Consider the following 23,091-nt stretch of genomic DNA (forward strand, 5'->3'; position numbering starts at 1 on the left):
ACCCTAGTAGGTCAGGACCTCGAACCGTCTTCCGGGTCACCGAACGCTTTTCGCGTCATCCGCTTGGATACGACGCCCATTGCCGCAATCGCAGCGACGACCCCCACGAGACCGATCACGAGGCCGACGCCCGGCGATGGTTTGAGAACAACGATGACGACGGTTGCGACCGCCAGCGCAGCCACAGCGGCGCCGAGCGAGAACAACGCCAGACGGGCGAGGGAGAAATCGTCACCGCGGTTCGGTCCGGATCCCCCGGTCACAAACTCTGCACCCAGTTGCTCAGCAACTCGGCGCCTGCGTCACCGGATTTCTCGGGGTGGAACTGCGTTGCCGACAACGCACCGTTCTCGACGGCAGCGAGGAACTTTCCGCCGTGATCGGCCCATGTCAGCTTCGGGGGTGCAATGTGCTCGGACGGCGCGAGCTCCCAACTCTGCACACCGTAGGAGTGGACGAAGTAGAAGCGGGTATCGGCGTCTATGCCCTTGAACAGGGTGCTGGACTCCGGCGCCTCCACGGTGTTCCAGCCCATGTGCGGCAAAACCTCTGCTTGGAGCCTCTCGACGGTGCCGGGCCATTCGCCACAGCCCTCCGCCTCGACACCGAATTCGACTCCCCGGTCGAACAGAATCTGCATACCGACGCAGATGCCCAGCACCGGTCGGCCACCAGCCAGGCGTCTGCCGATGATTCGGTCACCCTGCACTGCACGCAGACCTTCCATGCAGGCCGCGAACGCGCCGACGCCGGGCACCACGAGACCGTCGGCCGCCAGTGCAACCTTCATGTCGTTGGTCACCTCCACCTGCGCCCCGGTGCGCGCCAGTGCGCGAGTAGCCGAATGCAGGTTGCCGGAGCCGTAATCGAGTACAGCAATCGTGGAAGCGCTCATGCCCCAACTCTATCGGGCAACCCTGCTGCCGATCACTTTGCCGCCCGCGGCCAGTACCGGGAGGAGCGCGACAACTACCGCGGAGACCGCGAAGACCCACGCATAGCCGGCAGTCGTGGCCACGAATCCCAACGCCAGTGCACCGATTCCGGTGCCGGCGTCGTAGCCGATGTTCCAGATCGCGCTGGCGGATCCGAGTTGCCTCGGGCCGGCAGCCTGAAACGCCATGACCAAGGACTCGTTCTGCACCGCCCCGAACCCCAGCCCGAAAAGGACCGCCGCGCAGAACAAGACCGGCGTCGACCCGCCGTCGACGTTGATCGCGAACAGCACCAATCCGATGGTCGACGACGCCAATGCCGGCGCGAGTGTCCGACCACTGCCGAGACGATCGGCGATCAGTCCCGCCGAGTACCGGCCGACCAACATCGACCCACTGGCGGTCGCCAACACCACTCCAGCAACGGCCGCACGCTCCGAGATTGCGATCGGCAGTAGAGACGACAATCCGCCGAACGAGGCGGACACACACGCCAGAGCGAGCACCGGAACCAAGACGGCGAACACACTCAGTCGAACGGATTCCCCGGTCGGCTGGGCGAAGATCTTCGGCAACCCGGCAATGGCCACCAGCGCGAGCGCCGGGATCAGCGCACCGAGAACGAACACCGGTGTCGCCGACCACCGTTCCATGATCGCAAGCCCCAGCGGAAGCCCCGCCATTTGTGACGCTGCGATCGCGATTCCCTGAGCACCGGTGGCACGGCCCAGAATTCGTTTGGGCGCCAACTCGGCCACCAGTGCACTGCCGGCGACCGTCAGCATGCCGAAACCGATGCCACGCACCGCGGAAACCGCCAGGACAGGGCCGGCGTCGGCCGAGATCAACAGCACCAACGACGGTGGACCGAGGAGCAGACACCCGACCGCCAGCACGCGCCGGTAGCCCTGCGTCCGCAACAACCGAGGCACGAGCAGTTGCGTCAAGACCGTGGCCGCCATGAAGACACCGGTCACCGATCCGGCAAGCGCATCCGATCCGCCGGACTGCGCAACCAGCAACGGCACCACCGGCAACAGCAACGACCAGCCACCGAAAGCTGCTGCCGCCATGATCAGGACACCGATCATGCCCGGAGTGCGAAGCAACCCCGGCGATGGAGCAGGATCTCGCGTCACAGATACAGTCACTTTTCGCGTCACAGACACAGTCACTTTTCGCGTCACAGACGCAGTGCGCCCGCTACCGCCGCCAGAACCGCCAACGCCAGAAGGATTCCCGACGCAAGCTTGTTGACCTTGAACATCGAGTAGGCGCCGCCCACGGCAATACCCGCGCCGATGAACAGCAGATAGGTGAAGAGGACGCTCACAGTGTGCCCTTCGTCGACGGCACGCCACTCACGCGCGGATCCGGCTCGACCGCCTCACGCAGAGCGCGCGCAACGGCCTTGTACTCGGCTTCGGTGATGTGATGCTGATCGCGGCCGTACAGAACCCGAACGTGCAGTGCGATACGTGCATTCAATGCGATCGACTCGAACACGTGGCGGTTGATCACCGCGTGATACGGAACGCCCGGGTACCCGCCGATGACGGAATGCACCATGTAGTCGGGCTCACCGGTGTGCACGCAGTACGGGCGACCGGAGACGTCGACCGACGCGTGCGCCAGCGTTTCGTCCATCGGGATGAAAGCGTCGCCGAAACGACGGATGCCCTTCTTGTCGCCGAGAGCCTGGCCGAGCGCCTGGCCGAAAACGATCGCGGTGTCCTCGACGGTGTGGTGAGCGTCGATCTCGACGTCACCCTTCGCCTTGACGTCGAGATCGAAGCTGGCGTGCGTACCCAGGGCGTTGAGCATGTGGTCGAAGAACGGAACGCCGGTGGAGACGTCGACGATGCCGGTCCCGTCCAGATTCAGTTCGACGACGATGCTTGATTCCCGAGTTGTTCGTTCGATCCGCGCGATGCGATCGCTCATGCCGTCTCTCCTGAATTCGTGTCGACCAGCTGGGTGCCTGCGATTTCGTCACTGGCCTTGATGAACGCGTCGTTCTCGGCTTCGAGTCCCACGGTGGCCCGCAGGTATCCGGGGATGCCGATGTCGCGGATGAGAACCCCGCGGTCGAGGTATTCCTTCCACGCCTGTGCACTGTCGGTGAACTGACCGAACAAGATGAAGTTCGCGTCACTGGGAATCACTCGGAAACCGTTGTCCGCCAGCGCCTTCGACACTCGATCGCGCTCGGCGGACAAGGCGTGCACACTGCCGAGGGTCTCGTCGGCGTGACGCAGGGCGGCACGTGCCGCCGCTTGCGTGACCACCGAGAGGTGATACGGCAAGCGCACCAACAACAGTGCGTCGATGAACGCGGGAGCGGCGGCGAGGTAGCCGAGTCGGCCACCGGCAAACGCGAAAGCCTTGCTCATGGTGCGGGTCACAACCAGCTTGGCCGGGAACTCGTCGATCAGCGTCATCGCGCTGGGGGCAGCGGAGAACTCCGCGTACGCCTCGTCGACGATCACGATGCCCGGCGCCACGTCGAGGATGCGTCGCAGTTCCGCAATGCCGACGCTGTGTCCGGTCGGGTTGTTGGGGCTGGTCACGAACACGACGTCGGGTCGACGTTCCGCAATCACGGTGACGGCAGCATCCACGTCGAGTGCGAAGTCGTCCCGACGGAAGACCTCGACCCACTCGGTATCGGTAGCGTCGGCGATGATCGGGTGCATCGAGTACGAAGGCACAAAACCCATCGCGCTACGTCCCGGACCTGCGAACGCCTGAAGAAGTTGCTGCAGAATCTCGTTCGATCCGTTTGCCGCCCACAGATTGTCGACGGTGACCGGTACACCTGTCTGCTTCGCCAGGTACGCAGCCAGGTCCGTCCGCAACGCCACAGCGTCACGGTCGGGGTAGCGGTGCAGTTCCTTCGCGGCTTCGCGCACGGATTCGGCCACATCGTCGATGAGCGCCTGGGTCGGCGGATGCGGGTTCTCGTTCGTGTTGAGCTGAACCGGAACCGTCAACTGCGGTGCGCCGTACGCCGACTTTCCACGCAGGTTCTCGCGAATCGGAAGGGCGTCGACCGAAATCGACTCTCCAGGAGCACTACTCATCGCAGAGCCTCGAATCGCAGACGCACAGCCTCGCCGTGAGCCGGCAGATCCTCCGCATTGGCCAGCGTGATGACGTGTCCGGCAACGTCTTTCAGTGCAGACTCGGAGTAGTCGATCACGTGGATTCCACGAAGGAACGTCTGCACACTCAGACCGGAGGAGTGGCGTGCACACCCGGCCGTCGGCAGAACGTGGTTGGAGCCGGCGCAGTAGTCGCCGAGACTGACCGGCGCCCACGGGCCGACGAACACGGCACCAGCGCTGGTGACCTGAGCTGCCACCCCGGTTGCATCCTCGGTCTGGATCTCGAGGTGCTCTGCCGCATACGCATTGACGACGCGCAGACCAGCGGAAACATCAGAAACGAGCACCGTGCCCGACTGGCTACCGGTCAGTGCCGTGGTGACGCGCTCGCGATGCTTGGTGATCTCGAGCTGCGCAGCCAGAGCCTTGTCGACCGCGTCGGCCAAGTCGACGCTGGTCGTGACAAGAACGCTGGCGGCCATCACGTCGTGCTCGGCCTGGCTGATGAGATCGGCGGCAACGTGGACCGGGTCAGCGGTGTGGTCGGCGAGGATCGCGATCTCGGTGGGACCGGCTTCCGCGTCGATGCCGACCAGTCCGCGGCACAGACGCTTGGCGGCAGTGACGTAGATGTTGCCGGGACCGGTGATGAGGTCGACCGGGACAAGCTCGGTTCCATCGGTGTCGGTTCCGCCGTAGGTAAGGAGGGCGACGCCCTGCCCGCCGCCGACGGCCCACACCTCGTCGACGCCGAGCATGGCTGCTGCGGCAAGGATGGTCGGGTGCGGCAATCCGCCGAAGTCGGCTTGGGGCGGCGAGGCGACAACAAGTGATCCGACGCCGGCCGTCTGAGCCGGCACGACGTTCATGACAACGCTGGACGGGTACACGGCATTGCCGCCGGGCACGTACAGCCCGACGCGCTCGACCGGAACCCAACGCTCGGTGACCGTGCCACCCGGAACGACCTCGGTGACGGTGTCCTTGCGACGCTGATCGGCGTGCACCTTGCGGGTGCGCTCGATCGCAACCTCGAGGGCTTCCTTGACTGCGGGGTCGAGTTCACGAAGTGCGCGCTCGAGCTCGGCCGCGGGTACACGAACCGAAGCCGGACGAACGCCGTCGAACTTCTCGCCGAATTCGAGGGCGGCTTCTGCCCCGCGATCACGGACGGCTTCGACCATCGGGCGAACCTGATGCAGTACCGCGTCCACATCCACTCCACCTCGGGGAAGCGCGGCGCGAAGTTCGGCCGTGGATGGGGTACGACCACGCAGGTCGGTGCGGGCAAGCATGAGAGTTCCTCTCGTACGCAAACGGGGTGCCTGTGCAAGCGGCAGCAAACCGGTCCGGCATCACAGGCCCTGAACAGCGCGCCTGAAACACAGAACTTATGTCAATTATCCAGGATAGGCGCACCCCGTTTTTCACCGGTCCACCTGCAACGCTCACTGCAGGTCCGGCGCCCGCCGCCGGGCGAGTTCGATCAGCTCGTCCCTTCGAGGTGTTGCCACCGAGATTTCACGGCCGTCATGCAGACGAAAGCGGACGCCGTCGCCGGGAGATGCGAGAATTACCCGCATACCTGGGCCGGTCATTCGATAACCGATTCCGGAGCCCATCCCGATATGTACTGCAGTGGCAGACACAACTTCGTCCCACCGAAATACCTGACGCAGCCCCGGAGACAGCGCGATCGACACTCGTTCGACGTCTGTGGTGATGATCACGCGCACCTTCCACATGTACGCGGCCAACCCGAAGGACAGGACCGCGGACAACACGGCGCCGACGTAGCCCGCCGAGTCGCGATCCACGATTGCCGCGAACCCGCAGACAATTACCAGGACAATTCCGAGGACGACGCACAATGCGACCGCCGACCGCCGCAGTAGTGGGCTCAGGGGAATGGACTCGTGAAATTCGCGCACAGCACCCCCGCCTCGATCGCCGACAACCCCACCCCGAGGAATGACACCGGGAACACGACCATCCCATTACTCGCGCTTTTATAACAAACACGTCACGCACAGCTAGGGTCCAAAGTCGTGACAGACAGTGACGTGGCCACGACCGCACCTCCGGCCTTGCCGACCCCTCAGCGATCCAGCGGACCGAACCGAGCACGGATCGTTGCGATTGTCGCATCGATCCTCGGCATAGTTTTGTGCGGATCAGTGCCGTTCCTGCCGATCGAGCAGGACACCGCCGCCGTCAACTGGCCGCAGGCCGGGTCGACGACAAGCGTCGAGGCGCCATTGGTCTCGTACACACCGTTGCGCATGGAGGCATCGATTCCGTGCGCGTCGATCAGTGAGTTGGCTGCCACCGGCGGAACGCTCGTCTCGACTGCTCCCCCGGGTGCCGCCGATGCGCGCCGCTACGGATTTGTTGCCACTGTCTCCCCCGAATCCTCCGACGCTCCCGCTCGGGTCGACGTTGTCCTACGCGATCGAGTGTTGCTCTCGACACCCGTCGCTGATCTGCCGAGTGGATGCGCACTCAGGCTCGCCGCCGAGCCGACCCGAACCACCTTCAGTGCCACCGGTTCCGAACCGCGCGTCATCGAGGGCGACAGCCGGCCACAGGTAGTCGGCGTCTTCAGCGACCTCGATTCGGCGGCAGCCGGTTTGAACGTCTCGATCGAGGCGGACTCTCGCTTCACGTCGAGCCCGTCGGTGATCAAGACTCTCGCCATGATTCTCGGGGCACTCACGGCTGTCGTGTCCCTCTTCGCGCTGCACCGCCTCGACAACCGCGACGGCCGGGGCACACGCAAATTTCTGCCCGCCCGATGGTGGAAGTTCACCGTCCTCGACGGGGTCGTCGTCGGAACTCTGGTGCTGTGGCACTTCATCGGCGCTACCACCACCGACGACGGCTACCAGCTCACGATGGCAAGAGCCTCCGAGCAATCGGGCTACATGTCCAACTACTTCCGGTGGTTCGCGGTCCCCGAAACCCCGTTCGGAACGCCGTATTACAACATCCTCGGACTCCTGGCCCACGTCAGCACCGCAAGCCCCTGGGTCCGTCTGCCTGCTCTGTTGGCAGGCATCATCACCTGGCTCGTCATCAGCCGGGAGGTTGCGCCTCGGCTGGGCGCCGCCATTCGCGGAAATCGACTCGCCCTCTGGACCGGCGCGCTTGTCTTCCTCGCTTTCTGGCTTCCGTTCAACAACGGACTGCGCCCCGAACCGATCGTTGCCCTCGGCGTGCTGCTGACCTGGTGCTCGATCGAACGCGCCGTCGCGACGAGACGACTTCTGCCGGTCGCAGTCGCGATCCTGATCGCCGGATTCACCTTGACTGCCGGCCCTTCCGGCCTCATCTGCTTTGCCGCACTCATCGCCGGAATACGCCCGATCATGCGCATCATCATCGAACGTGCGCGCACCACCGGTTACGTCGCGGCTGTCGGGCCACTGCTAGCTGCCGGACTCTCGATTCTCATCCCCGCGTTCGGCGATCAAAGTCTGGCCGCCGTCATCGAGATGCAACGCGTGCACTCGATCTCACCGAATCAGCCCTGGTTCGACGAGTACCTCCGCTATCAGTACCTCTTCAACATCTCCGTCGACGGTTCCCTGACTCGCAGATTCGGTGTGTTCGTCATGGTTCTGTGCCTTGGCGTCTGCACCGCGATGATGCTGCGCAAGGGGGGCCGGATTCCCGGTTTGGCCGCCGGCCCGTCACGCCGCGTCGTGGGGCTGACGATCGGCGCACTGCCACTGCTGATGTTCTCGCCGACCAAGTGGACGCACCACTTCGGAATCTTTGCCGGACTCACCGCCGTTCTGGCGATGATGACGGCCGTCGCCGTGGGAACAAAACTCCTGCGCTCGCCGCGCAATCGGGCCCTCTTCGCGGCGGCCGTCCTGTTCCTCCTCGCGGTGGCATTCACCGGCAGCAACAGCTACTACTACGTGTCCAGCTACAGCGTTCCGTGGTGGGACAAGCCTGTGTCCATCAGCGGACTCGGCGCGAGCACCGTCCTCCTCGGGCTGACGGTGCTGATGCTCGGCGTCGCCGCGTGGTACTTCTTCCGTGAGCCGTACACCGCGGGGAAGGAACCGTCCGCGAAGCACGCTCGACTGCTTGCCATCTCGCCACTGACGATTGCCGCAGGTGCCATGGTCCTCTTCGAGGTGCTGTCCATGGCCAAGGGCGCGGTCACCCAGTACCCAGCCTATTCGGTGGGCCGTGCAAACGTCGACGCCGTTCTCGGCCAACACTGCGGACTCGCCAACGACGTTCTGCTCGAGACCGATCCGAACGCCTCGATGCTGACGCCCCTCTCGGGCAGCGTCGCCACAGGACTGTCCGCCGGTGGGGCTACGGGATTCGATCCGAATGGCGTCGCCTCCGACCTTCGAGCAGACAAGGAAGCCACGGCTACCGGCGGCGCGAACACCGTCGACACCTCCGAGGACACCGCCGGCAACTCGGCCGGAACCGGCGGTGGCGCCGGACAGACCGGAGTCAACGGCAGTTCGGTCGCGTTGCCGTTCGGTCTCGACCCGGCGACAACACCCGTCATGGGTAGTTACGGTCAGCCCTCCCCCGGCACTCTGACCAGTGACTGGTACCAACTCCCCGACGTGGGCGAGAACGCCACACGTGGCGACATCATCTCGATTGCCGCGGCTGGTCGTGTTCGGTCCGTCGACAAGGACGGAATCGTCACCTACGGCCAGAACGTCGAGGTCGAGTACGGCACAGCGCGTGGCGTCGACGATGCCGAAACAGACGCTGTCGAAACACTCGGAAAGATCGCGCCCCTCGACATCGGCCCGGCGCCGTCATGGCGGAACCTGCGTGTGCCGTTGGATCAGATTCCCGTCGAAGCCAACAGCATTCGACTGGTCGTCAGCGACTACGACAGCAAGCCCGACCAATGGGTGGCCGTCACCCCGCCGCGGGTTCCGAAGACCCAGAAGCTCAACGACGTCGTCGGTTCACAGGCGCCCGTCATGCTGGATTGGGCTGTCGGACTGGCATTCCCATGCCAACGCCCCTTCGATCATCGGGTCGGTGTCGCCGAGGTCCCCGAGTATCGGATCCTTCCCGACCATTCCGGCGCGCTCGTGACCAGTGCCTGGCAGGACCACTACGGTGGTGGACCGTTGGGGTGGATCGATCTGCTCCTGACCGCTCAGACCATTCCGTCGTATCTCGACAACGACTGGGCTCGCGACTGGGGTTCGATCGAGAAGTACACACCGATCGATCCGAGTGCAGTACCTGCCCAGGTCGACGAAACGACCGTTCAGCGCTCCGGGACGTGGAACCCGGGATCGATGACCATGGTTTTCTGAGCGGAATTTCTGAGCGGCTGGGTCACTGAGTGACACGGTCCTGCCGCGGGCGGATCGGACGAAACGCCTGCGACTGGACACTTGTATGACTTAGTCTCCCAGGCATGGGAGCCCTGTCACGGTCTATTGCGCCTGCGCTGATGGCACTGACGTGCCTGTTCGGGGTGCTGGCCCTTCCCGCTCACGCCTCGGCTGAGGTACCGGATGACTTCCTCTGGGGCGTTGCCACCTCCGGGTTCCAATCGGAAGGTTCGTCGCCGGACAGCAACTGGTCTCGATACTCCGATTCCGGACGAACCCACGACAAGATCGGTGACTCGGTCGACTTCCGTCATCGCTACGCCGAGGACATCGACCGGGCGGCCGATCTGGGATCGAAGGTTTTCCGATTCGGCGTCGAGTGGGCGCGAGTTCAGCCCGCCGCCGGGAGCTGGAACGAGACCGAATTCGCCTACTACGACGACGTGGTAGCTCACATCCGCGCGCGGGGCATGACTCCGATGATCACACTCGACCACTGGGTGTATCCGGGATGGGTTGTCGATCAAGGCGGCTGGACAAATCCGAAGACGGAAGCCGATTGGCTGGTCAACGCAGAGAAGGTAGTCGAGCGGTACTCCGGAATCGGGGCGCTCTGGATCACGATCAACGAGCCGACTGTGTACGTTCAGCGCGAATTGACCTACGGCGGAATCGCACTCACCCAGGCGCCGTCGATGTTCGACTCATTGGTCCGAGTCCACCGGGCGATCTACGACCGCATCCATGTTCTCGATCCCGGTGCCCGCGTAAGCAGTAATTTCTCCTTCATTCCCGGCGTGTCCGAGGCGATCGATTCGGTATTCACGGATCGAGTGCGCGACAAGCTCGACTTTCTCGGCATCGACTACTACTACGGTGTGGCCCTGAACAATCCGACTGCCGCGTACGCCGCACTCGACGAGTTCTACAACGTCACGCCGCAGCCCGAAGGCCTGTACGACGCATTGATGCGGTACTCGGGCAAGTATCCGGAACTCCCCCTCTACATCGTCGAGAACGGCATGCCCACCGACAACGGAGCGCCGCGCGCCGACGGATACACACGCGCGAATCACTTACGCGATCACATCTATTGGATGGAACGCGCCCGAGAAGACGGTGCCGACGTGATCGGCTACAACTACTGGTCCATCACCGACAACTACGAATGGGGTTCGTACCGACCTCGATTCGGCCTCTACACGGTCGATGTTCTCGGCGATCCCACTGCGGCCCGAATCCCGACCGACGGCGTCGACGCCTACCGCCGGATCATTCACGAGAACGGCGTCGGGGCCGACTACGTGCCCGTCATGGCCCCGGCTTTCTGCTCGCTCGTCGATCCTCCCCGCAGCTGTACGGCTACTCGATGAGGGCCGTTTTCCGAATTTCCTCCACTCCTCGTCGTTAGGATGTCCCATGCGAACACTGCGAAATATCGCCGGAACTGCCGCTGCCACCGCTGTCCTGATCCTGCTTGCCGGAGGCGCTGCGACGGCAGCCCCGAACCCGGCCGATTCACCCCGTGAGGCGCAAGCACGCGCCTACATCGACGCCCTCGTCTCCCATGACGTCTCCGATGTTCATTTCGCCCCGGATGCGACCCGCGTCGAAGCCGGACTCAAGACGGGGTTCTCCGGACCACAGATGTCCGCCGACCTCGAAAACGGCATCCAATACCGCGTTATCCAGGGCGTCCGAGACCTAGAGATGTCGGAGGCCGGGGACATCGTCTCGACCACCTACCTGCTGGACGCGGGAATCGGCGGCACTCGCCTCATGACCGTGGAGATTCGTGAAACCTTCGAAGTCCGTGACGGTCTCATCCACGACGTCGTCGCCGACATCATCCCGGTGTCTGTGTCGTGACGCGCGCCCGATAGCTACTGGGCGGTGCACCCGAGACTCGGGTGCACATCGCCGCGAAGGCAGCCGGCGTCGAGTATCCGAGTTCAGACGCAACGGCCGTCACACTGGCCCCGGCAGAAAGTTTCGGAAGCGCGTGAAGAATGCAGGCACGCTGCATCCACGACGACGCGCTCATCCCCGTTTCCGAGATCAGCAAGCGGTGCAGTGTCCGTTCACTGACGTGGAGTCGGTCGGCCCACCGCGTGGGCGAGTCATGGATCGACGGGGCTGCGAGATACTGCGCGCACAACGCCCGCAATCCCGGGTGCCGAGGCAGCGGGAGTTCCACAGGTAGGGGCGCAAGATCGCGAAGTTCGTGCAGGATCAGCTGAAATACCGCGGCGCTGCGTCCGTGTGCGGGGAAGTCGTCCTCCACATTCAGCTCGACATCCATGTCGACTGCAGCGACAAGTAACTCACGCAGGAGCGACGATACTGCGACGACTCGGCACCTGACCGGGAACCACGGCGCTGCGGACGGTTCGATGTAGAGGCTTCGCGTGCTGACGCCGTCCATTGTCACGGCATGAGCGACACCGGCGGGAATCATGACCGCATTGGACGGCAGAACCGTCCACTCACCGTCTTCGGTTTCGACGTTCATCGCACCGTTCACAGCGAAGAGAAACTGGGCTCGTCGATGTTCGTGGGCGGCCAGCACGTGACCGGGTGGGTAGTCGGTTCCGATTGCGAGAACACCGCGGGGCGAGTGATCGACGTCGTTGATCGAGATGTTGCGCACCGGAGGAACCTACCGAGTCTGTGTCCGATTCACAATGGAACGTGGCAAACCTTCGAATGTGCGCCAACGGAGAAATCGCTACCGTTCATCGAGTGCTTCACTACTCCCTCATCCTGCTCGCTTTCGGCGCCTTGACCGGAGTCACCACCGTTCTTTTCGGATTCGGTGGCGGGTTTGTCACTGTCCCAGTCGTTTACGCTGCATCGACGCTGCGGCCGGACGTCATCGATCCGATGCATGTCGCCGTAGCATCCTCGGCGGCCGTGATGGTGGTCAATTCACTCGGTGCCACAGTCGCATTCAGGAAGTCAGGACGGCTTCGGACGGAGTACATCAGACCTCTGATCGGTCCCGTCGCACTCGGAGCCGGGCTCGGAGCGGTTGCGGCGGGCCACGTAGACGACGGCGTCGTCCGGATTCTGTTTGTGCTCTACCTGCTGGTGACAATCCTGGACAGTCTTCTGCGACAAGGGTTTCTGACACCATCTGAACCTCGCGAACATCTTGACCGTCACGGCGTCCGCGCTGTCGGGATAGGCATCGGTGCCGTCGCAAGTTTCCTCGGAGTCGGCGGGAGCGTCATGACGGTTCCGATGATGCGACGCCGCGGAGTTCCGATGGCCGACGCCGCCGCGAGCGCCAACCCGTTGAGCTTGCCTGTCGCCGTCGTCGCGACTGCGGTGTATGCGGTCTCATCAGGGCACAGTTCAGCCTCGGATCTGTCGGCGGGCAGAGTCGGCGCTGTCGACCTTCTGGCCGTCTGTGCACTACTCGCCGGTTCCCTACCGGCGATCGCGCTGAGCCGACGAATCGTCGGTGCCATACCGGACCGAGTCCATGCCGCCGCCTACATCGCTCTACTCGGCGTCGTCACGGCAGTGATGGTGATTGCTTAGCGAACGGCGTATCGCAGATAGATGACGCCGCCGTCGAAGGTTTTCTCCTCGAGCAGTTGCAGATCAAGCCGGCTTTCCGGGAGAGCTCGCAATCCGCCACCGATATTGACCGGACACAGGAACAGTCTGACTTCATCGACCAAACCCGCCGCGAAAGCACTAACCGCAACCGTCGGTCCACCGATCGAGATATCTTGTACCGCTTCACTCTCGAGCAAACGGATGGAGTCTTCATCGAAGCTCGGGACAATCCTGGTACGTGCGGTCGACACCTCGTTCAGCGTCGTGGAGTACACGATCTTGTCGATTCCACGCCAGATCTGAGCGAACTCGGCGGTCGCCGCCTCGATACCGGCAAACTCGTCCGGAGCCGAAGGTCCTCCTGCCACCGAAGAACGCTCGAGATCCTCGGATGCCATTGTTTCCCAGGGAATCATCGTCTCGTACATCCGGCGCCCGAGCAGGTACGTGCCGACTCCCCTCTCTAGCTCGTTGACGAACGCATGGACCTGTGCGTCGGGAACCGCCCAGTCGAAGTTTCCTTGCTCATCAGCCACATACCCGTCGATCGAGCAGATCGCCGAGTAGATCAGGCTCACCATCGGTCCACGTGCAGCACGTTGTCGACCGGTTCACGGGCGGCGGGTTTGAACGTCTCGCCGGTGAAGTACGCCGTCGGGATGAGCGCAGCCTGATGGAAGCCGGCCGGAATGCCCAGCAGCTCCGCAACTTCCGCTTCACGCTGCAAATGCAATGTCGTCCACGCCGTACCGAGCCCACGTGCCCGCGCGGCCAGCGCGTAACTCCACACAGCCGGGAGTAGCGAACCCCACAGGCCGGCTTGGTTCCCCTCCGGCAGCGTCTTGCCCGCCTTGATACACGGAATGAGAAGGACCGGCACCTCACCCATGTGCTCACCGAGCCACGCGACGCTGGTGCCCACGCGTTGTTGAATCGGCGCGCGATCGGGATCATCGGCGAAGAGTTTTGCCGCCGAACCGTGAGAGGCAAGGTACTCGTCGGTGACTTCCTTGTAGATCTGCCCGACTGCTGCACGCAGTGCCGGATCGGTCACCACCATCCACTGCCAGCCCTGGCGATTCGAACCGGAGGGCGCTTGCAGGGCGATCTGGAGGCATTCCTTCACCAGGTCCAACGGCACGGGACGGGTCAGATCCAGACGCTTTCGAACGGTCCGCGTTGTGGTCAGCAATTCGTCGGGTGTCAGGTCGAGTACGGGATACGACGTCATCCCCCGATCATTGCACTGTCGCGAGCAGTGAGCAGGACTGTCCGTCTACACTTTTCTGATCCCGTGCGTGCTCGTTGTCGGGAGTATTTCCCGATCAAAGGACTTTCGACATGAGTTGGCACGTCTGGTTGGCGTTCTTCGGAGCAAGTTGGGTGATCAGCCTGTCGCCGGGGGCCGGCGCCATTGCGTCGATGTCGTCGGGACTTGCCTACGGCTTGCGACGCGGATACTGGAACATCTTCGGGCTGCAGTTGGGATTGTTGCTGCAGATCGGAATTGTCGCGGCGGGGGTCGGTGCAATTCTCGCCAGTTCGACCGTGGCCTTTTCCTTGATCAAGTGGTTCGGTGTCGCATACCTCGTCTACCTGGGGATCAGGCAGTGGCGATCGGCGCCCACCGAGGTGGAGACCGACGAGGCAGCCGCGAGCAGCTCCGGTCCGATGATGATGCTTCGCGGATTTCTCGTGAACGCGAGCAATCCGAAGGCCGTCGTTTTCATGCTCGCAGTGCTCCCGCAGTTCCTGGACCCGTCGGCGCCGCTGCTGCCGCAGTATCTGATCATCGCCGCCACGATGTGCGCAGTCGACGTGATCGTGATGACCGGATACACCGGCCTGGCCGCCCGGGTGCTCACCTTGATGCGCTCCCCCAAACAGCAGCGAACCACCAATCGAGTGTTCGCCGGTCTGTTCTTCGGAGCCGCCGGCTTCCTCTCGAGCATCGGGCGTGCAGCGGCTTGATCGGTCACACGGCTCGAGAGATCACAGGCCCGCAATCAAGTTGACGACGGACGCCACGATCACCGAACCGAACAGGTACGACAGCAATGCGTGGCCGAGTGCCATCGCGCGCATGTCCGACGACTTCAAGTTGGTGTCGGAAATCGCGAAGCTCATCCCGACCGTGTACGCCACGTAGGCGAAATCGCTGTACCTCGGCGGTTCTTCCTGATTGAAATCGATTCCGCCGTCGGGGCCGGAGTAGTACAGCCGTGCATATCCGAGGGCGAAGAGCGTGTGGACCGCCAGCCACGAGATCACGACGCTGCCGACTGCAACCGATGCCGCCACTACTTGGTAGTGATGTCCGTCGGGTGCCGCCAGGAGCAAGAACGCGATACCGACCAGGCTCGCGACGGCGGCACCGAGAATCAGCAGGTGCGCGACGTTTCGGGCGGGCTCTTCGCGCGTTGCGTGGCTTGCGGTGAGCGTCGCGTCGAAGGGCCAGACCAGAATCCACGTCCACACCGTGAACACCATCGCCGCCACATCCCAGCCGATCAGAAACGCGAATCGGGGATAGCCGACCAACGCCGTGACGACACCGGCGGCCACACCGAGCAGCAGACCCGTCGACACTCTCAGCGCCGGCCCGGCACCCAGGGCGCTCCGTGGAACCGGGTTGATCGGAAGGTCGTGCGGTCGATCGTTCACGGGCTCAGTCAACCACTGTTAGAAGTGAGACGGTGGTTACGTGACACGGCGACTCAGGCGTTGCACGCACCGACTATCGGCTTGCCGTTGAATCTGTCCAGCACGTACTGCAATCCGACACCGAAATCCGCTACGGCCGGCGCGAGGTGGTTGTTGCCGCTCCCCGGATTCACCGCAGGCAAGGTGTCGATGAACAACGTCGCCTCGGCCCCGCGCGCGCACCAGTCCTGAACCAGGCGCCGGGTTTGCTCGTACGGGATGAAATCGTCGTTGAGCGCTCCGTTGACCAGAATCGGCGAGGCCGGGGTTCGCCACCCGACGCGTTGTTCCTCGATCACCTGTTGGATCTCCGGTACCGATTCCACCACGTCGGCGAGTGGTCGTCCGTCTGTGGTCCACGACGCCGTCGACTGCTTCCCGTACTTGGTTCGGGAATCGATGAGGCATTGCCCGGCGACGTCGGCGAGCACGGACCGGCCGTAGTCGTTGAGTCGAGATTCGATCGGCTCTCGGGCGGCGGGATAGCGGTCGAGGACGCCGTTGATCGTGTAACCGATCGCGGCCATCAGGCCGGTACCGTCGATATGACGCAGAACGCTTGCCAAGTCTGCCGGGGGCGCGCTCGCGTAACTCCCGACCAGATTCAACTCAGGCGCGTATTCGGGTGCCAGTTCGGTTGCAGCGGCAGTGGCGCCGCCGCCCTGCGAGTGGCCCCACAGCGCTATCGGATCGTCCTCTCCTGCCCGCGCGAGGGCTCGGGCAGCGCGTGCACCGTCCAACATCGCATGGGCTTCCTCGGCGCGATTGACGTAGGTATGAACGCCGGGTGTTCCGAGTCCGATGTAGTCGGTGACGAATACACGAACGCCCTGGGCGAGGAAAGCAAAAGCAAAAGCTGACTCGTAGTTGACACCGACACTGTCCACACCGGCACCGTAGTTCGACGGATTCCCGGGTTCCGCCAGGCGGAGCTGACCGGCAGTGGGAAACATCCTCGACGGCGCGCACTGATCACCTTGGCCCTGCGTACCCGGACCGATCACCACCGTCGGGCGGGGGCCCGCTCCTGACCACGGGGCAGCCGGCTCCAGGTACGAGCCCGACACAGCAACCTTGGATCCGTGGGTGTCGGTACTCGAATACAGGATCCGGGTCCCCACACCAGGCACTCCGCCGACGGCACCGGCCAGAGCCAGCGGTTCCGTCCGAATCACCGAACCCGGATCACCGACGTCGCCCGGAATCGCATCGTAGAAATCGTTCACAGGTTCGGCGTTCGACATCGGTGTGAACAGCAGCGAGGTCGGCAACAGCGCCGATACCGCAACGGCCGTAACCTTCAGTGCCGCGAGGACAACCTTCCGGGTGCTCATGGAAATCCAACGTATAGGCCTCAGTCGACGCGCGGACCGGTTTCGATCTGCGGGACTTCAATCGATCGATACCAACTGTCACGCGAGCGGGCCATGCCGCTGGCCCCCCGATCCCCTGGTTTCACGGCCAGAACCTGATGAATCGTAAGCCTGTGCGGCTCCTCGAAACCCAGAGCACTGGCAGCGAGATACAGCAACCAGGTACGCACCCGGGGAGCACCGACCTGTAAGACCGATGCGTCCCAGTTCTCACGAAGGTTCTGCACCCATGCGCGCAGTGTCAGTGCGTAATGCTCGCGCAACGCTTCGCTGTCACGCGTCTCGAAACCCGAAAGTTCCAGCGCATCAATGGTTTTACTCAACGGAAGGATCTCACCGTCCGGGAAGATGTACCTGTCGATGAAGCTGGGACCGTCATCGACGTTGTCCGACAACGACTTCACCGCGGCGATGGCATGATTGAGCAGACGACCCTGCGGCACGAGCAGGTCGTAGAGTTTTGCCGTGTACACCGGCAAATTGACCAGGCCCACGTGCTCGGACATGCCGATGCTCGAAATCGCGTCGTAAGGGCCATCGTCGACGTCGCGGTAGTCCTGCACCCGAATCTCGATGCGATCGGTCAAACCCGCGTCGGCAACTCGCCCCTTGGCGTATTCGACCTGCTCGTTGCTCAGCGAGACTCCGACGACGTCGACGCCGTAGTTCTGGGCGGCGTGCAATGCCATCGATCCCCAACCGCAGCCGACGTCGAGCAGTCGCATTCCCGGCTTCAGATCGAGCTTGCGGCAAATCAAGTCCAGCTTCGCGTACTGAGCAGCTTCGAGAGATTCGACACCTTCCGGCCAGTATCCGCACGAATAGACCATGCTCGGCCCGAGGAACAGTTCGTAGAAGCGATTCCCGACGTCGTAGTGATGGGAGACAGTCGCCGAATCGCGTGATCTACTGTGCCGCTTGCCTCGCTTACTACGCATCTCGATCGCCGGGGGTGACGGTGGTGGACCCACCGCTCCCAAGCCGGCGAAAGTACCGGCGGCGCGAACAATCGAGCGCAGCGGCAAGGTCGACAAACGATTCTCACCGAGCCGCGTGACCAGTTCCGGAACGTCGAGGAGCGCGAAGATATCGCCGTCTACGTCCAGATCGCCGGAAACGTACGCCCTCGCCAGCCCTAATTCGTTGGGAGAGTAGAGGACCCGCCGTAGGGCACGCCGATTCCGGAAGTGAACCTGCGCAGCGGCGTCCGGTGGCCCTGCCTCCGAACCGTCCCAACATCGCACGCGAACCGGAAGCGGAACCCCGATCACTTCCTCGAACACCGTCAAAATCTTGGCCGCGGCACCAGTCACTGATCAACCCTCCGACAAAAGATGGTTAGCCGATGACAGAAAACTTACGCCCGATTCGCGAATCTTTCGCGCCATTTGTCCGAGTTTTGGACAGTGTTCATCGCGGTTTCGGTATTCATCGCCGAGTTCAGGGCTCCACCATTCCGGCGAGGAATTCCACCAGCAGTCTCTTCGTGACCTCACGTGGCAGCGATTCCACTGCCGCGAGGACGGCCGCCATGTCCAAGGGAGAATCGGAAGAGCCCCGAGGATCCAGCCCCGCCGACGTCAACGCTGCCGCGACGGCGTCACTGGGCAACGCAAGAACATCGGCGACGGTGACATCGCCACGTTCGAATGCTCCGGCCAACTCTGCCAGGGCCGGCGGCGCCTCGGCTGCCGCCGAGCCGCGAACGTCGTCGGCACCGAGGACGAGTGCGCTGGTCAACTCGCCGAGCACAGATTGCGTCACCGGGGTGACGGTGAGGTGGGTTGTTCGAGGCAACGTCGTCCCGTCAGGTTGCGTCGACGCCGGCTGCCCTTGAAGGACGAAGCCGCGAGCACCGACAGCGCTCACCCAGCGATGCGGATCCACTCGCCGTTCGAGCGGCACGGAATCGTCGGTAGCGACCGCGAACAGTGGTCCCACCGGCGAGCCCACGACGCGAAGACCCTCGATTGCCTCGACCGTGCCGATCAGTGCACGAGTGGCCCGCTGCGCCCGGGACACCAATTCGGCGTACCCGGATTGCCCGAGGACTTGCGAAATCGCCCAAGCACCGGCAAGAGCAGCAACGGATTTGGAACCGAGAAGCGTGGGATTGACCACCGGGTACCCCGGCCAGTCCGTGAGTCCGAAATACTGCTTGCGATGCAGATCTCGCCCTCGGTGCAGCAGGACCGAAACGCCTTTGGGCGAGTATCCGTACTTGTGGAAGTCGACGGACATGCTGGTGACCCCGGGCACCCGGAAATCCCAGGGTGGCAGATCACCCCACCACGGCAACGCAAGCCCACCGATGCAGGCGTCGACATGCAGTGGAATCGAATGTGCACGAGCAACTTCCGCGACATCGGCGATCGGGTCGAGCGCCGCGAACGGGTAGCTGGGCGCGGAGACGACGATCAAGACCGTGTCTTTCCGAACTGCCGTCGCAATATCTTGTGCGCCGACGCGCCCCGACGTGGGATCTACCGGTACCAGGATCAGTTCCAGTCCGAGCAGGTGAGCTGCCTTGTGGAAAGCGGCATGCGCGGTGGTCGGAAGAACCAGCGAACCCTCACCCGGCGGGAGCCCACGGAAGTCGCGAGCTGCCTTGACGGCCAACACACAACTCTCCGTTCCGCCGCTGGTGACATTGCCGACGACTACGCCTCCGGCGTCTGTATCTGCGGCTGGGTCTGAAGCTCCATGGAGGAACTCGCGTGCGAACGCAACCAACTCACGCTCCATCACCGCGGTGGACGGGAACACCGTCGGGTCGAGACCGTTGACCGGCTGAACCAATCGAGCTGCGTCCGCTGCCAACTCGTCGAGCGCTGCGAGGCCGCTGTCGTACACGTACGACAGAACCCGGCCTCCGTGCGTCGGAGCGTCCTGCTCGCGAAGCGAACGCAACCGACTCAAGATGTCGGCCGCCCTCTTCTCGAGGTTTGCGCTCTCGACGATCTTGCCCTGAAGTTCCTCGGCCCGAGTGGAACTCATCGTTCACCTTTCGTTCTCGTGAGTGGATTCTTGTTCGGTGCGGTAATTCCGCAATACGACCAGGCTGATCGCAACCAGGATCGCCGGCACGACCGAGAAGCCAAGGGCAATTCCGGTCAGCGCCGATTCCGGTTGCACGACAGTCTCGCCCGCAGTTTTCGAAACGAAGCCGGTCACCGCGAGTACACCCAAGAACACCGCGGGTCCCAGGGCAAGGCCTGCGGTTTCCGCGGCGGTCCAGATACCACTGAGCGAACCACCGCGTTGGCGCCCACCGATTCGCGCGTCGTCCTCGATGACGTCCGGAAGCATCGCCAGCGGGAACACCTGCATGCCGGCGTAGCCGACGCCGGCAAGCGCGACGGCACCGTAGATCCACGAACCCGCGTCGACAGCCGCAAGCGTCAACAACGCCGTGGCGACGACGAACAGAACCGAAGACACCACGTAACCGCGAAGCTTTCCGTACCGATGCGAGAACCAGTACCACAGCGGCATGACGACGAGAGCTGGTCCGACGAGTGCAACGAACAGACCGGTGAGCGCACCTTCGTTGCCCATCACATAGGTCGCCAGATATTGCGCACCCGCCAACATCACGGCGGTGGCAAGAGCTTGGAGCACAAAGACGATGACCAGCAATCGGAACGCGCGGGTACGTCGTATCGCGTCGAACCCGTCCCGGTACTGCGAGAGCAACGAGCCGACCGGCGCGTCCGCGTGAGTCACCGTGTGGCGCGCGGCTCCGCGAACTGCCCAGATCATTGCCCCGCACATCAGCGCCGACACCCCGATCGCCATGACCAGATAACCGCGTGCTCCGCCCCCGGCAGCGTCGCGTAGCTCGGGTCCGCCGGCGCCGATGACCAGAATTGTCAGGGCCAACACCGCAATTCGAACCGATACCAACCGGGTGCGCTCGTGGTAATCGCCGGTCAACTCGGTCGGCAACGCGATGTACGGCACCTGAAAGAGGCTGTAGGCACTCGCCGCGAGCAGGAAGAAGACGAGCACCCACATCGCCCCGACTCCGGGGCCGGCCGACACCGGGGCCGAGAACGTGAGAATGAAGAGCAACGGCAGTCCCAGAGCGCCTGCGAGCATGAGTGGCACTCGCGTACCAGTTCGATGAGAGCTTCGGTCGCTGATCGACCCGATCAGCGGATCGATCAGGACGTCGGCGATTTTCGGGACAATGACCACAAGCGACGCGAGCGCCGCGGCAACGCCGAGCGTGTCGGTCAGGTAGTACGCCAGTACCAGACCTGGCAGAACACCGAATCCACCCGTACCGACACTTCCCGCTGCGTATCCGGCCACCACACCACGCGAAAGCCTGTCAGGCGATCTACCTTCACGAAGACGTACCGGTTTGTCTGTAGTCACCGTCCACACACTAATGTCACGACTTCGTACCGCGAGGGCAAAAGAATCCCGATGACCAGAAGTCGCTCACTCGGACGTGCCTGGCATGCCAGACTGTGACCCGATTCGCACACGAAACGAAGGTCTGAAGACGATGGTTGACCCACTGCGAGAGATCTGGCCTCCGTACGGAGTCACGATCACGTGTGGGCCCATCACCTTGCTCCCTGTGCGCGACGATCATTTCCCCGAACTCACTGCGCTGGTCCGAGCCGGCATTCACCCTGCCGAACAGATGCCGTTTCTCGTCCCCTGGACGGTGGGCACTCCCGACGAAGTGTCGCGAAGATTCATCCAATACCACTGGTCGGTCCGCGGAGCGATGACCATGACCGACTGGAAATTCGAAACAGCCATTGTCGTCGACGGAGAAATCGTCGGCTGCCAGGCGTTCGCCGCGACGGACTTTCCTACCAGTCGTACCGGTGAAACCGGCTCGTGGATCGGACGCGGGTTCCAAGGCCGGGGTGTCGGCACTCTCGCCCGACAGGCAATCTGCGCATTCGCATTCGACTCTTTGGGTGCACGAAGCGTGGTGTCATCGGCATTCACGGACAACCCCGCCTCGATCACGGTGTCCACCAAAGTCGGGTACCGCGCAGACGGCACAGTAGAGGAGTTGGCTGCCGACGGTCGCATGACCGTGCGTCGTCTCTTCACCCTCAGCCGCGAAGATTTTGTCGCACCGCCGTATCCCGTCGAAGTGACCGGCGTGCGCGCGTTCAAGACGATGCTCGGCATCGACTGAGCGAGCTACCCGTGCACCGTGAGAACCGAGAGAGCAGCGACAACCGGAAGACCAGTGACAACCGAAAGACCAGCGACAACCGGTAGAACAGACACATGGAACCCTCCGACATGATGGCCGCAGTCACCTCGTCCATGCGCGACCGTACCGGGCGCACCCTCGAAGAATGGGTTGAGGCCGTACGGACGTCCGGGGTCGACCCGCTCGATCAGAACGAAGTGCGCAAGTGGCTGAAAGCAGAGCACGGTGTGCCGCAGAATTCGCAGTGGGCAATTGCATTCGAGACTGCCGAACAGTCCGGATGGGTGGAGCCGACCGTCGAGCAATACATCGACCAGCAGTACAGCGGCCCGAAGGCAGCACTGCGGCCGATCTTCGATGAAGCCCGACGTCTGATCGAAGAACTCGGAACCGATGTTCGGGTCGAAGGCCGCGGAACCTACACGCCCTTCGTTCGCGCTCGCCAATTCGCCGCCATCGCAGCGGCCACCAAGGCCCGAGTCGACCTCGGACTACGTTTTGTCGAGGCCCCCGAATCCGAACTTCTTGTCCCGGCCAAAGCTCCCGGGCAGTCGACCCACAAGATCGGGCTCACCAGCACCGCAGACGTGAACGACGAAGTCGGATTGCTGACAGCGATCGCGTATCAACAGAACGGCCGGTAGGTCACTCACTCACCGCCACGCAAACGCTCACCGGCAGGCTGCACGAAAGTCCCTGTTCTCCTTGTCGGAGAACAGGGACTTTCTTCACCGCGGGGGAAGGTCGCTGCGACGTGTCAGCTCAGGCCGAAGAGCGCGCCGATGATGGTCCGAGCAGCCTCGAAGAGCGCGTCGACGGACGGAACACCGATTTCAGAGCTGATGGAAAAAAGGGAACCCAACATACGATCCTCCG

23 protein-coding genes are annotated in these 23,091 nt (G+C 63.3%); 7 read left to right on the forward strand and 16 right to left on the reverse strand.

From position 1 onward, the window contains the following. Positions 1-11: 11 nt before the first annotated feature. The 8 genes from ACBG85_RS16045 to ACBG85_RS16080 all read right to left on the reverse strand — a co-directional run bounded on the left by ACBG85_RS16045 (position 12) and on the right by ACBG85_RS16080 (position 5,973). Entirely contained in the window at positions 12-263 is a 252-nt protein-coding gene (locus tag ACBG85_RS16045) for a hypothetical protein (RefSeq protein ID WP_042449550.1), read from the reverse strand. After that, entirely contained in the window at positions 260-895 is a 636-nt protein-coding gene (gene hisH, locus ACBG85_RS16050; RefSeq protein ID WP_003942389.1) for an imidazole glycerol phosphate synthase subunit HisH, read from the reverse strand. The genes ACBG85_RS16045 and hisH overlap by 4 nt, the downstream gene beginning before the upstream one ends. Before the next feature lie 9 nt (positions 896-904). Further along, positions 905-2,026: an MFS transporter gene (locus ACBG85_RS16055; RefSeq protein WP_372027865.1), complete on the reverse strand. Its 1,122-nt coding sequence runs from the start codon at positions 2,024-2,026 to the stop codon at positions 905-907. Positions 2,027-2,118: 92 nt separating this feature from the next. Then, entirely contained in the window at positions 2,119-2,268 is a 150-nt protein-coding gene (locus ACBG85_RS16060) for a hypothetical protein (RefSeq protein ID WP_007732248.1), read from the reverse strand. Continuing rightward, positions 2,265-2,879: an imidazoleglycerol-phosphate dehydratase HisB gene (gene hisB / locus ACBG85_RS16065; RefSeq protein ID WP_003942383.1), complete on the reverse strand. Its 615-nt coding sequence runs from the start codon at positions 2,877-2,879 to the stop codon at positions 2,265-2,267. Before hisB ends, ACBG85_RS16060 begins: the two co-directional genes overlap by 4 nt. After that, on the reverse strand, positions 2,876-4,018 hold the full coding sequence (locus ACBG85_RS16070; protein WP_372023993.1) for a histidinol-phosphate transaminase: 1,143 nt from the start codon (positions 4,016-4,018) through the stop codon (positions 2,876-2,878). The genes hisB and ACBG85_RS16070 overlap by 4 nt, the downstream gene beginning before the upstream one ends. Beyond that, the gene (gene hisD / locus ACBG85_RS16075) at positions 4,015-5,337 is read right to left on the reverse strand and encodes a histidinol dehydrogenase (protein WP_007732254.1); all 1,323 of its coding nucleotides are present in this window, start codon (positions 5,335-5,337) and stop codon (positions 4,015-4,017) included. The genes ACBG85_RS16070 and hisD overlap by 4 nt, the downstream gene beginning before the upstream one ends. Positions 5,338-5,490: 153 nt before the next feature. Next, entirely contained in the window at positions 5,491-5,973 is a 483-nt protein-coding gene (locus ACBG85_RS16080; protein ID WP_231917356.1) for a hypothetical protein, read from the reverse strand. A gap of 117 nt (positions 5,974-6,090) precedes the next feature. On the opposite strand from ACBG85_RS16080, the gene ACBG85_RS16085 reads away from it, so the two are divergent. The 3 genes from ACBG85_RS16085 (at position 6,091) to ACBG85_RS16095 (ending at position 11,250) form a co-directional block, all read left to right on the forward strand. Beyond that, entirely contained in the window at positions 6,091-9,360 is a 3,270-nt protein-coding gene (locus tag ACBG85_RS16085) for an arabinosyltransferase domain-containing protein (RefSeq protein WP_372023995.1), read from the forward strand. A 140-nt stretch (positions 9,361-9,500) separates the two neighbouring features. Next, positions 9,501-10,754 carry a glycoside hydrolase family 1 protein gene (locus ACBG85_RS16090; protein ID WP_082920640.1) on the forward strand — a complete coding sequence of 418 codons (1,254 nt, stop codon included), beginning with the start codon at positions 9,501-9,503 and terminating at the stop codon, positions 10,752-10,754. Between the two features lie 46 nt (positions 10,755-10,800). Further along, complete coding sequence (locus tag ACBG85_RS16095) at positions 10,801-11,250, forward strand: hypothetical protein (RefSeq protein ID WP_372023997.1); 450 nt, start codon at positions 10,801-10,803, stop codon at positions 11,248-11,250. On the opposite strand, the gene ACBG85_RS16100 is transcribed toward ACBG85_RS16095, so the two are convergent. Then, positions 11,228-12,031 (reverse strand): helix-turn-helix domain-containing protein, encoded by an 804-nt coding sequence (locus ACBG85_RS16100; protein ID WP_231783434.1) that lies wholly within the window; start codon positions 12,029-12,031, stop codon positions 11,228-11,230. The genes ACBG85_RS16095 and ACBG85_RS16100 overlap by 23 nt on opposite strands. A 92-nt stretch (positions 12,032-12,123) precedes the next feature. Here ACBG85_RS16100 and ACBG85_RS16105 point away from each other — a divergent pair, with 92 nt between their 5' ends. Beyond that, positions 12,124-12,927, forward strand: coding sequence for a sulfite exporter TauE/SafE family protein (locus ACBG85_RS16105; RefSeq protein WP_230358757.1), 804 nt, complete (start codon positions 12,124-12,126; stop codon positions 12,925-12,927). Here ACBG85_RS16105 and ACBG85_RS16110 read toward each other — a convergent pair. Then, positions 12,924-13,529 (reverse strand): dihydrofolate reductase family protein, encoded by a 606-nt coding sequence (locus ACBG85_RS16110; RefSeq protein WP_070161666.1) that lies wholly within the window; start codon positions 13,527-13,529, stop codon positions 12,924-12,926. The genes ACBG85_RS16105 and ACBG85_RS16110 overlap by 4 nt on opposite strands. Beyond that, complete coding sequence (locus ACBG85_RS16115) at positions 13,523-14,179, reverse strand: nitroreductase family protein (protein WP_372024000.1); 657 nt, start codon at positions 14,177-14,179, stop codon at positions 13,523-13,525. Before ACBG85_RS16115 ends, ACBG85_RS16110 begins: the two co-directional genes overlap by 7 nt. A gap of 110 nt (positions 14,180-14,289) precedes the next feature. Between ACBG85_RS16115 and ACBG85_RS16120 the strand changes: the two genes are divergently transcribed. Further along, the gene (locus tag ACBG85_RS16120) at positions 14,290-14,919 is read left to right on the forward strand and encodes a LysE family transporter (protein ID WP_037130153.1); all 630 of its coding nucleotides are present in this window, start codon (positions 14,290-14,292) and stop codon (positions 14,917-14,919) included. Positions 14,920-14,940: 21 nt separating this feature from the next. Here the strand turns inward: ACBG85_RS16120 and ACBG85_RS16125 are convergent, their stop codons facing one another. The 5 genes from ACBG85_RS16125 to ACBG85_RS16145 all read right to left on the reverse strand — a co-directional run bounded on the left by ACBG85_RS16125 (position 14,941) and on the right by ACBG85_RS16145 (position 21,416). Then, on the reverse strand, positions 14,941-15,612 hold the full coding sequence (locus ACBG85_RS16125; protein WP_030537075.1) for a DUF1345 domain-containing protein: 672 nt from the start codon (positions 15,610-15,612) through the stop codon (positions 14,941-14,943). A 53-nt stretch (positions 15,613-15,665) separates the two neighbouring features. Continuing rightward, a complete protein-coding gene (locus tag ACBG85_RS16130; RefSeq protein ID WP_372024003.1) occupies positions 15,666-16,985 on the reverse strand; it encodes a lipase family protein in 1,320 nt (439 codons plus the stop codon). A 20-nt stretch (positions 16,986-17,005) separates the two neighbouring features. Further along, on the reverse strand, positions 17,006-18,337 hold the full coding sequence (locus tag ACBG85_RS16135; RefSeq protein ID WP_054187182.1) for a cyclopropane-fatty-acyl-phospholipid synthase family protein: 1,332 nt from the start codon (positions 18,335-18,337) through the stop codon (positions 17,006-17,008). Positions 18,338-18,464: 127 nt separating this feature from the next. Then, positions 18,465-20,021 (reverse strand): aspartate aminotransferase family protein, encoded by a 1,557-nt coding sequence (locus ACBG85_RS16140; RefSeq protein ID WP_372024005.1) that lies wholly within the window; start codon positions 20,019-20,021, stop codon positions 18,465-18,467. Positions 20,022-20,024: 3 nt separating this feature from the next. Next, positions 20,025-21,416 carry an MFS transporter gene (locus ACBG85_RS16145; protein WP_311093607.1) on the reverse strand — a complete coding sequence of 464 codons (1,392 nt, stop codon included), beginning with the start codon at positions 21,414-21,416 and terminating at the stop codon, positions 20,025-20,027. Between the two features lie 124 nt (positions 21,417-21,540). Here ACBG85_RS16145 and ACBG85_RS16150 point away from each other — a divergent pair, with 124 nt between their 5' ends. Together ACBG85_RS16150 and ACBG85_RS16155 are read left to right on the forward strand one after the other, a co-directional pair. Beyond that, positions 21,541-22,194: a GNAT family N-acetyltransferase gene (locus ACBG85_RS16150; RefSeq protein WP_180279627.1), complete on the forward strand. Its 654-nt coding sequence runs from the start codon at positions 21,541-21,543 to the stop codon at positions 22,192-22,194. 95 nt (positions 22,195-22,289) lie between these two features. Beyond that, positions 22,290-22,859, forward strand: coding sequence for a DUF5655 domain-containing protein (locus ACBG85_RS16155; RefSeq protein WP_073513049.1), 570 nt, complete (start codon positions 22,290-22,292; stop codon positions 22,857-22,859). The last annotated feature ends 232 nt before the right edge of the window (positions 22,860-23,091 follow it).

Source organism: Rhodococcus sp. NyZ502 (genome assembly GCF_041464245.1).
In the GTDB taxonomy this organism is placed as follows: Bacteria; Actinomycetota; Actinomycetes; order Mycobacteriales; family Mycobacteriaceae; genus Rhodococcus_F; species Rhodococcus_F qingshengii.

What these genes read in the sequence shown, in the direction of transcription:
- ACBG85_RS16120 (WP_037130153.1), top strand. Translation starts at nt 14,290, where the DNA reads ATGAGTTGGCACGTCTGGTTGGCGTTCTTCGGAGCAAGTTGGGTGATC.
- hisD (WP_007732254.1), bottom strand. Translation starts at nt 5,337, where the DNA reads ATGCTTGCCCGCACCGACCTGCGTGGTCGTACCCCATCCACGGCCGAA.
- ACBG85_RS16130 (WP_372024003.1), bottom strand. Translation starts at nt 16,985, where the DNA reads ATGAGCACCCGGAAGGTTGTCCTCGCGGCACTGAAGGTTACGGCCGTT.
- ACBG85_RS16155 (WP_073513049.1), top strand. Translation starts at nt 22,290, where the DNA reads ATGGAACCCTCCGACATGATGGCCGCAGTCACCTCGTCCATGCGCGAC.
- ACBG85_RS16090 (WP_082920640.1), top strand. Translation starts at nt 9,501, where the DNA reads ATGGCACTGACGTGCCTGTTCGGGGTGCTGGCCCTTCCCGCTCACGCC.
- ACBG85_RS16150 (WP_180279627.1), top strand. Translation starts at nt 21,541, where the DNA reads ATGGTTGACCCACTGCGAGAGATCTGGCCTCCGTACGGAGTCACGATC.
- ACBG85_RS16115 (WP_372024000.1), bottom strand. Translation starts at nt 14,179, where the DNA reads ATGACGTCGTATCCCGTACTCGACCTGACACCCGACGAATTGCTGACC.
- ACBG85_RS16055 (WP_372027865.1), bottom strand. Translation starts at nt 2,026, where the DNA reads ATGATCGGTGTCCTGATCATGGCGGCAGCAGCTTTCGGTGGCTGGTCG.
- hisH (WP_003942389.1), bottom strand. Translation starts at nt 895, where the DNA reads ATGAGCGCTTCCACGATTGCTGTACTCGATTACGGCTCCGGCAACCTG.
- ACBG85_RS16095 (WP_372023997.1), top strand. Translation starts at nt 10,801, where the DNA reads ATGCGAACACTGCGAAATATCGCCGGAACTGCCGCTGCCACCGCTGTC.
- ACBG85_RS16070 (WP_372023993.1), bottom strand. Translation starts at nt 4,018, where the DNA reads ATGAGTAGTGCTCCTGGAGAGTCGATTTCGGTCGACGCCCTTCCGATT.
- hisB (WP_003942383.1), bottom strand. Translation starts at nt 2,879, where the DNA reads ATGAGCGATCGCATCGCGCGGATCGAACGAACAACTCGGGAATCAAGC.
- ACBG85_RS16140 (WP_372024005.1), bottom strand. Translation starts at nt 20,021, where the DNA reads ATGAGTTCCACTCGGGCCGAGGAACTTCAGGGCAAGATCGTCGAGAGC.
- ACBG85_RS16110 (WP_070161666.1), bottom strand. Translation starts at nt 13,529, where the DNA reads ATGGTGAGCCTGATCTACTCGGCGATCTGCTCGATCGACGGGTATGTG.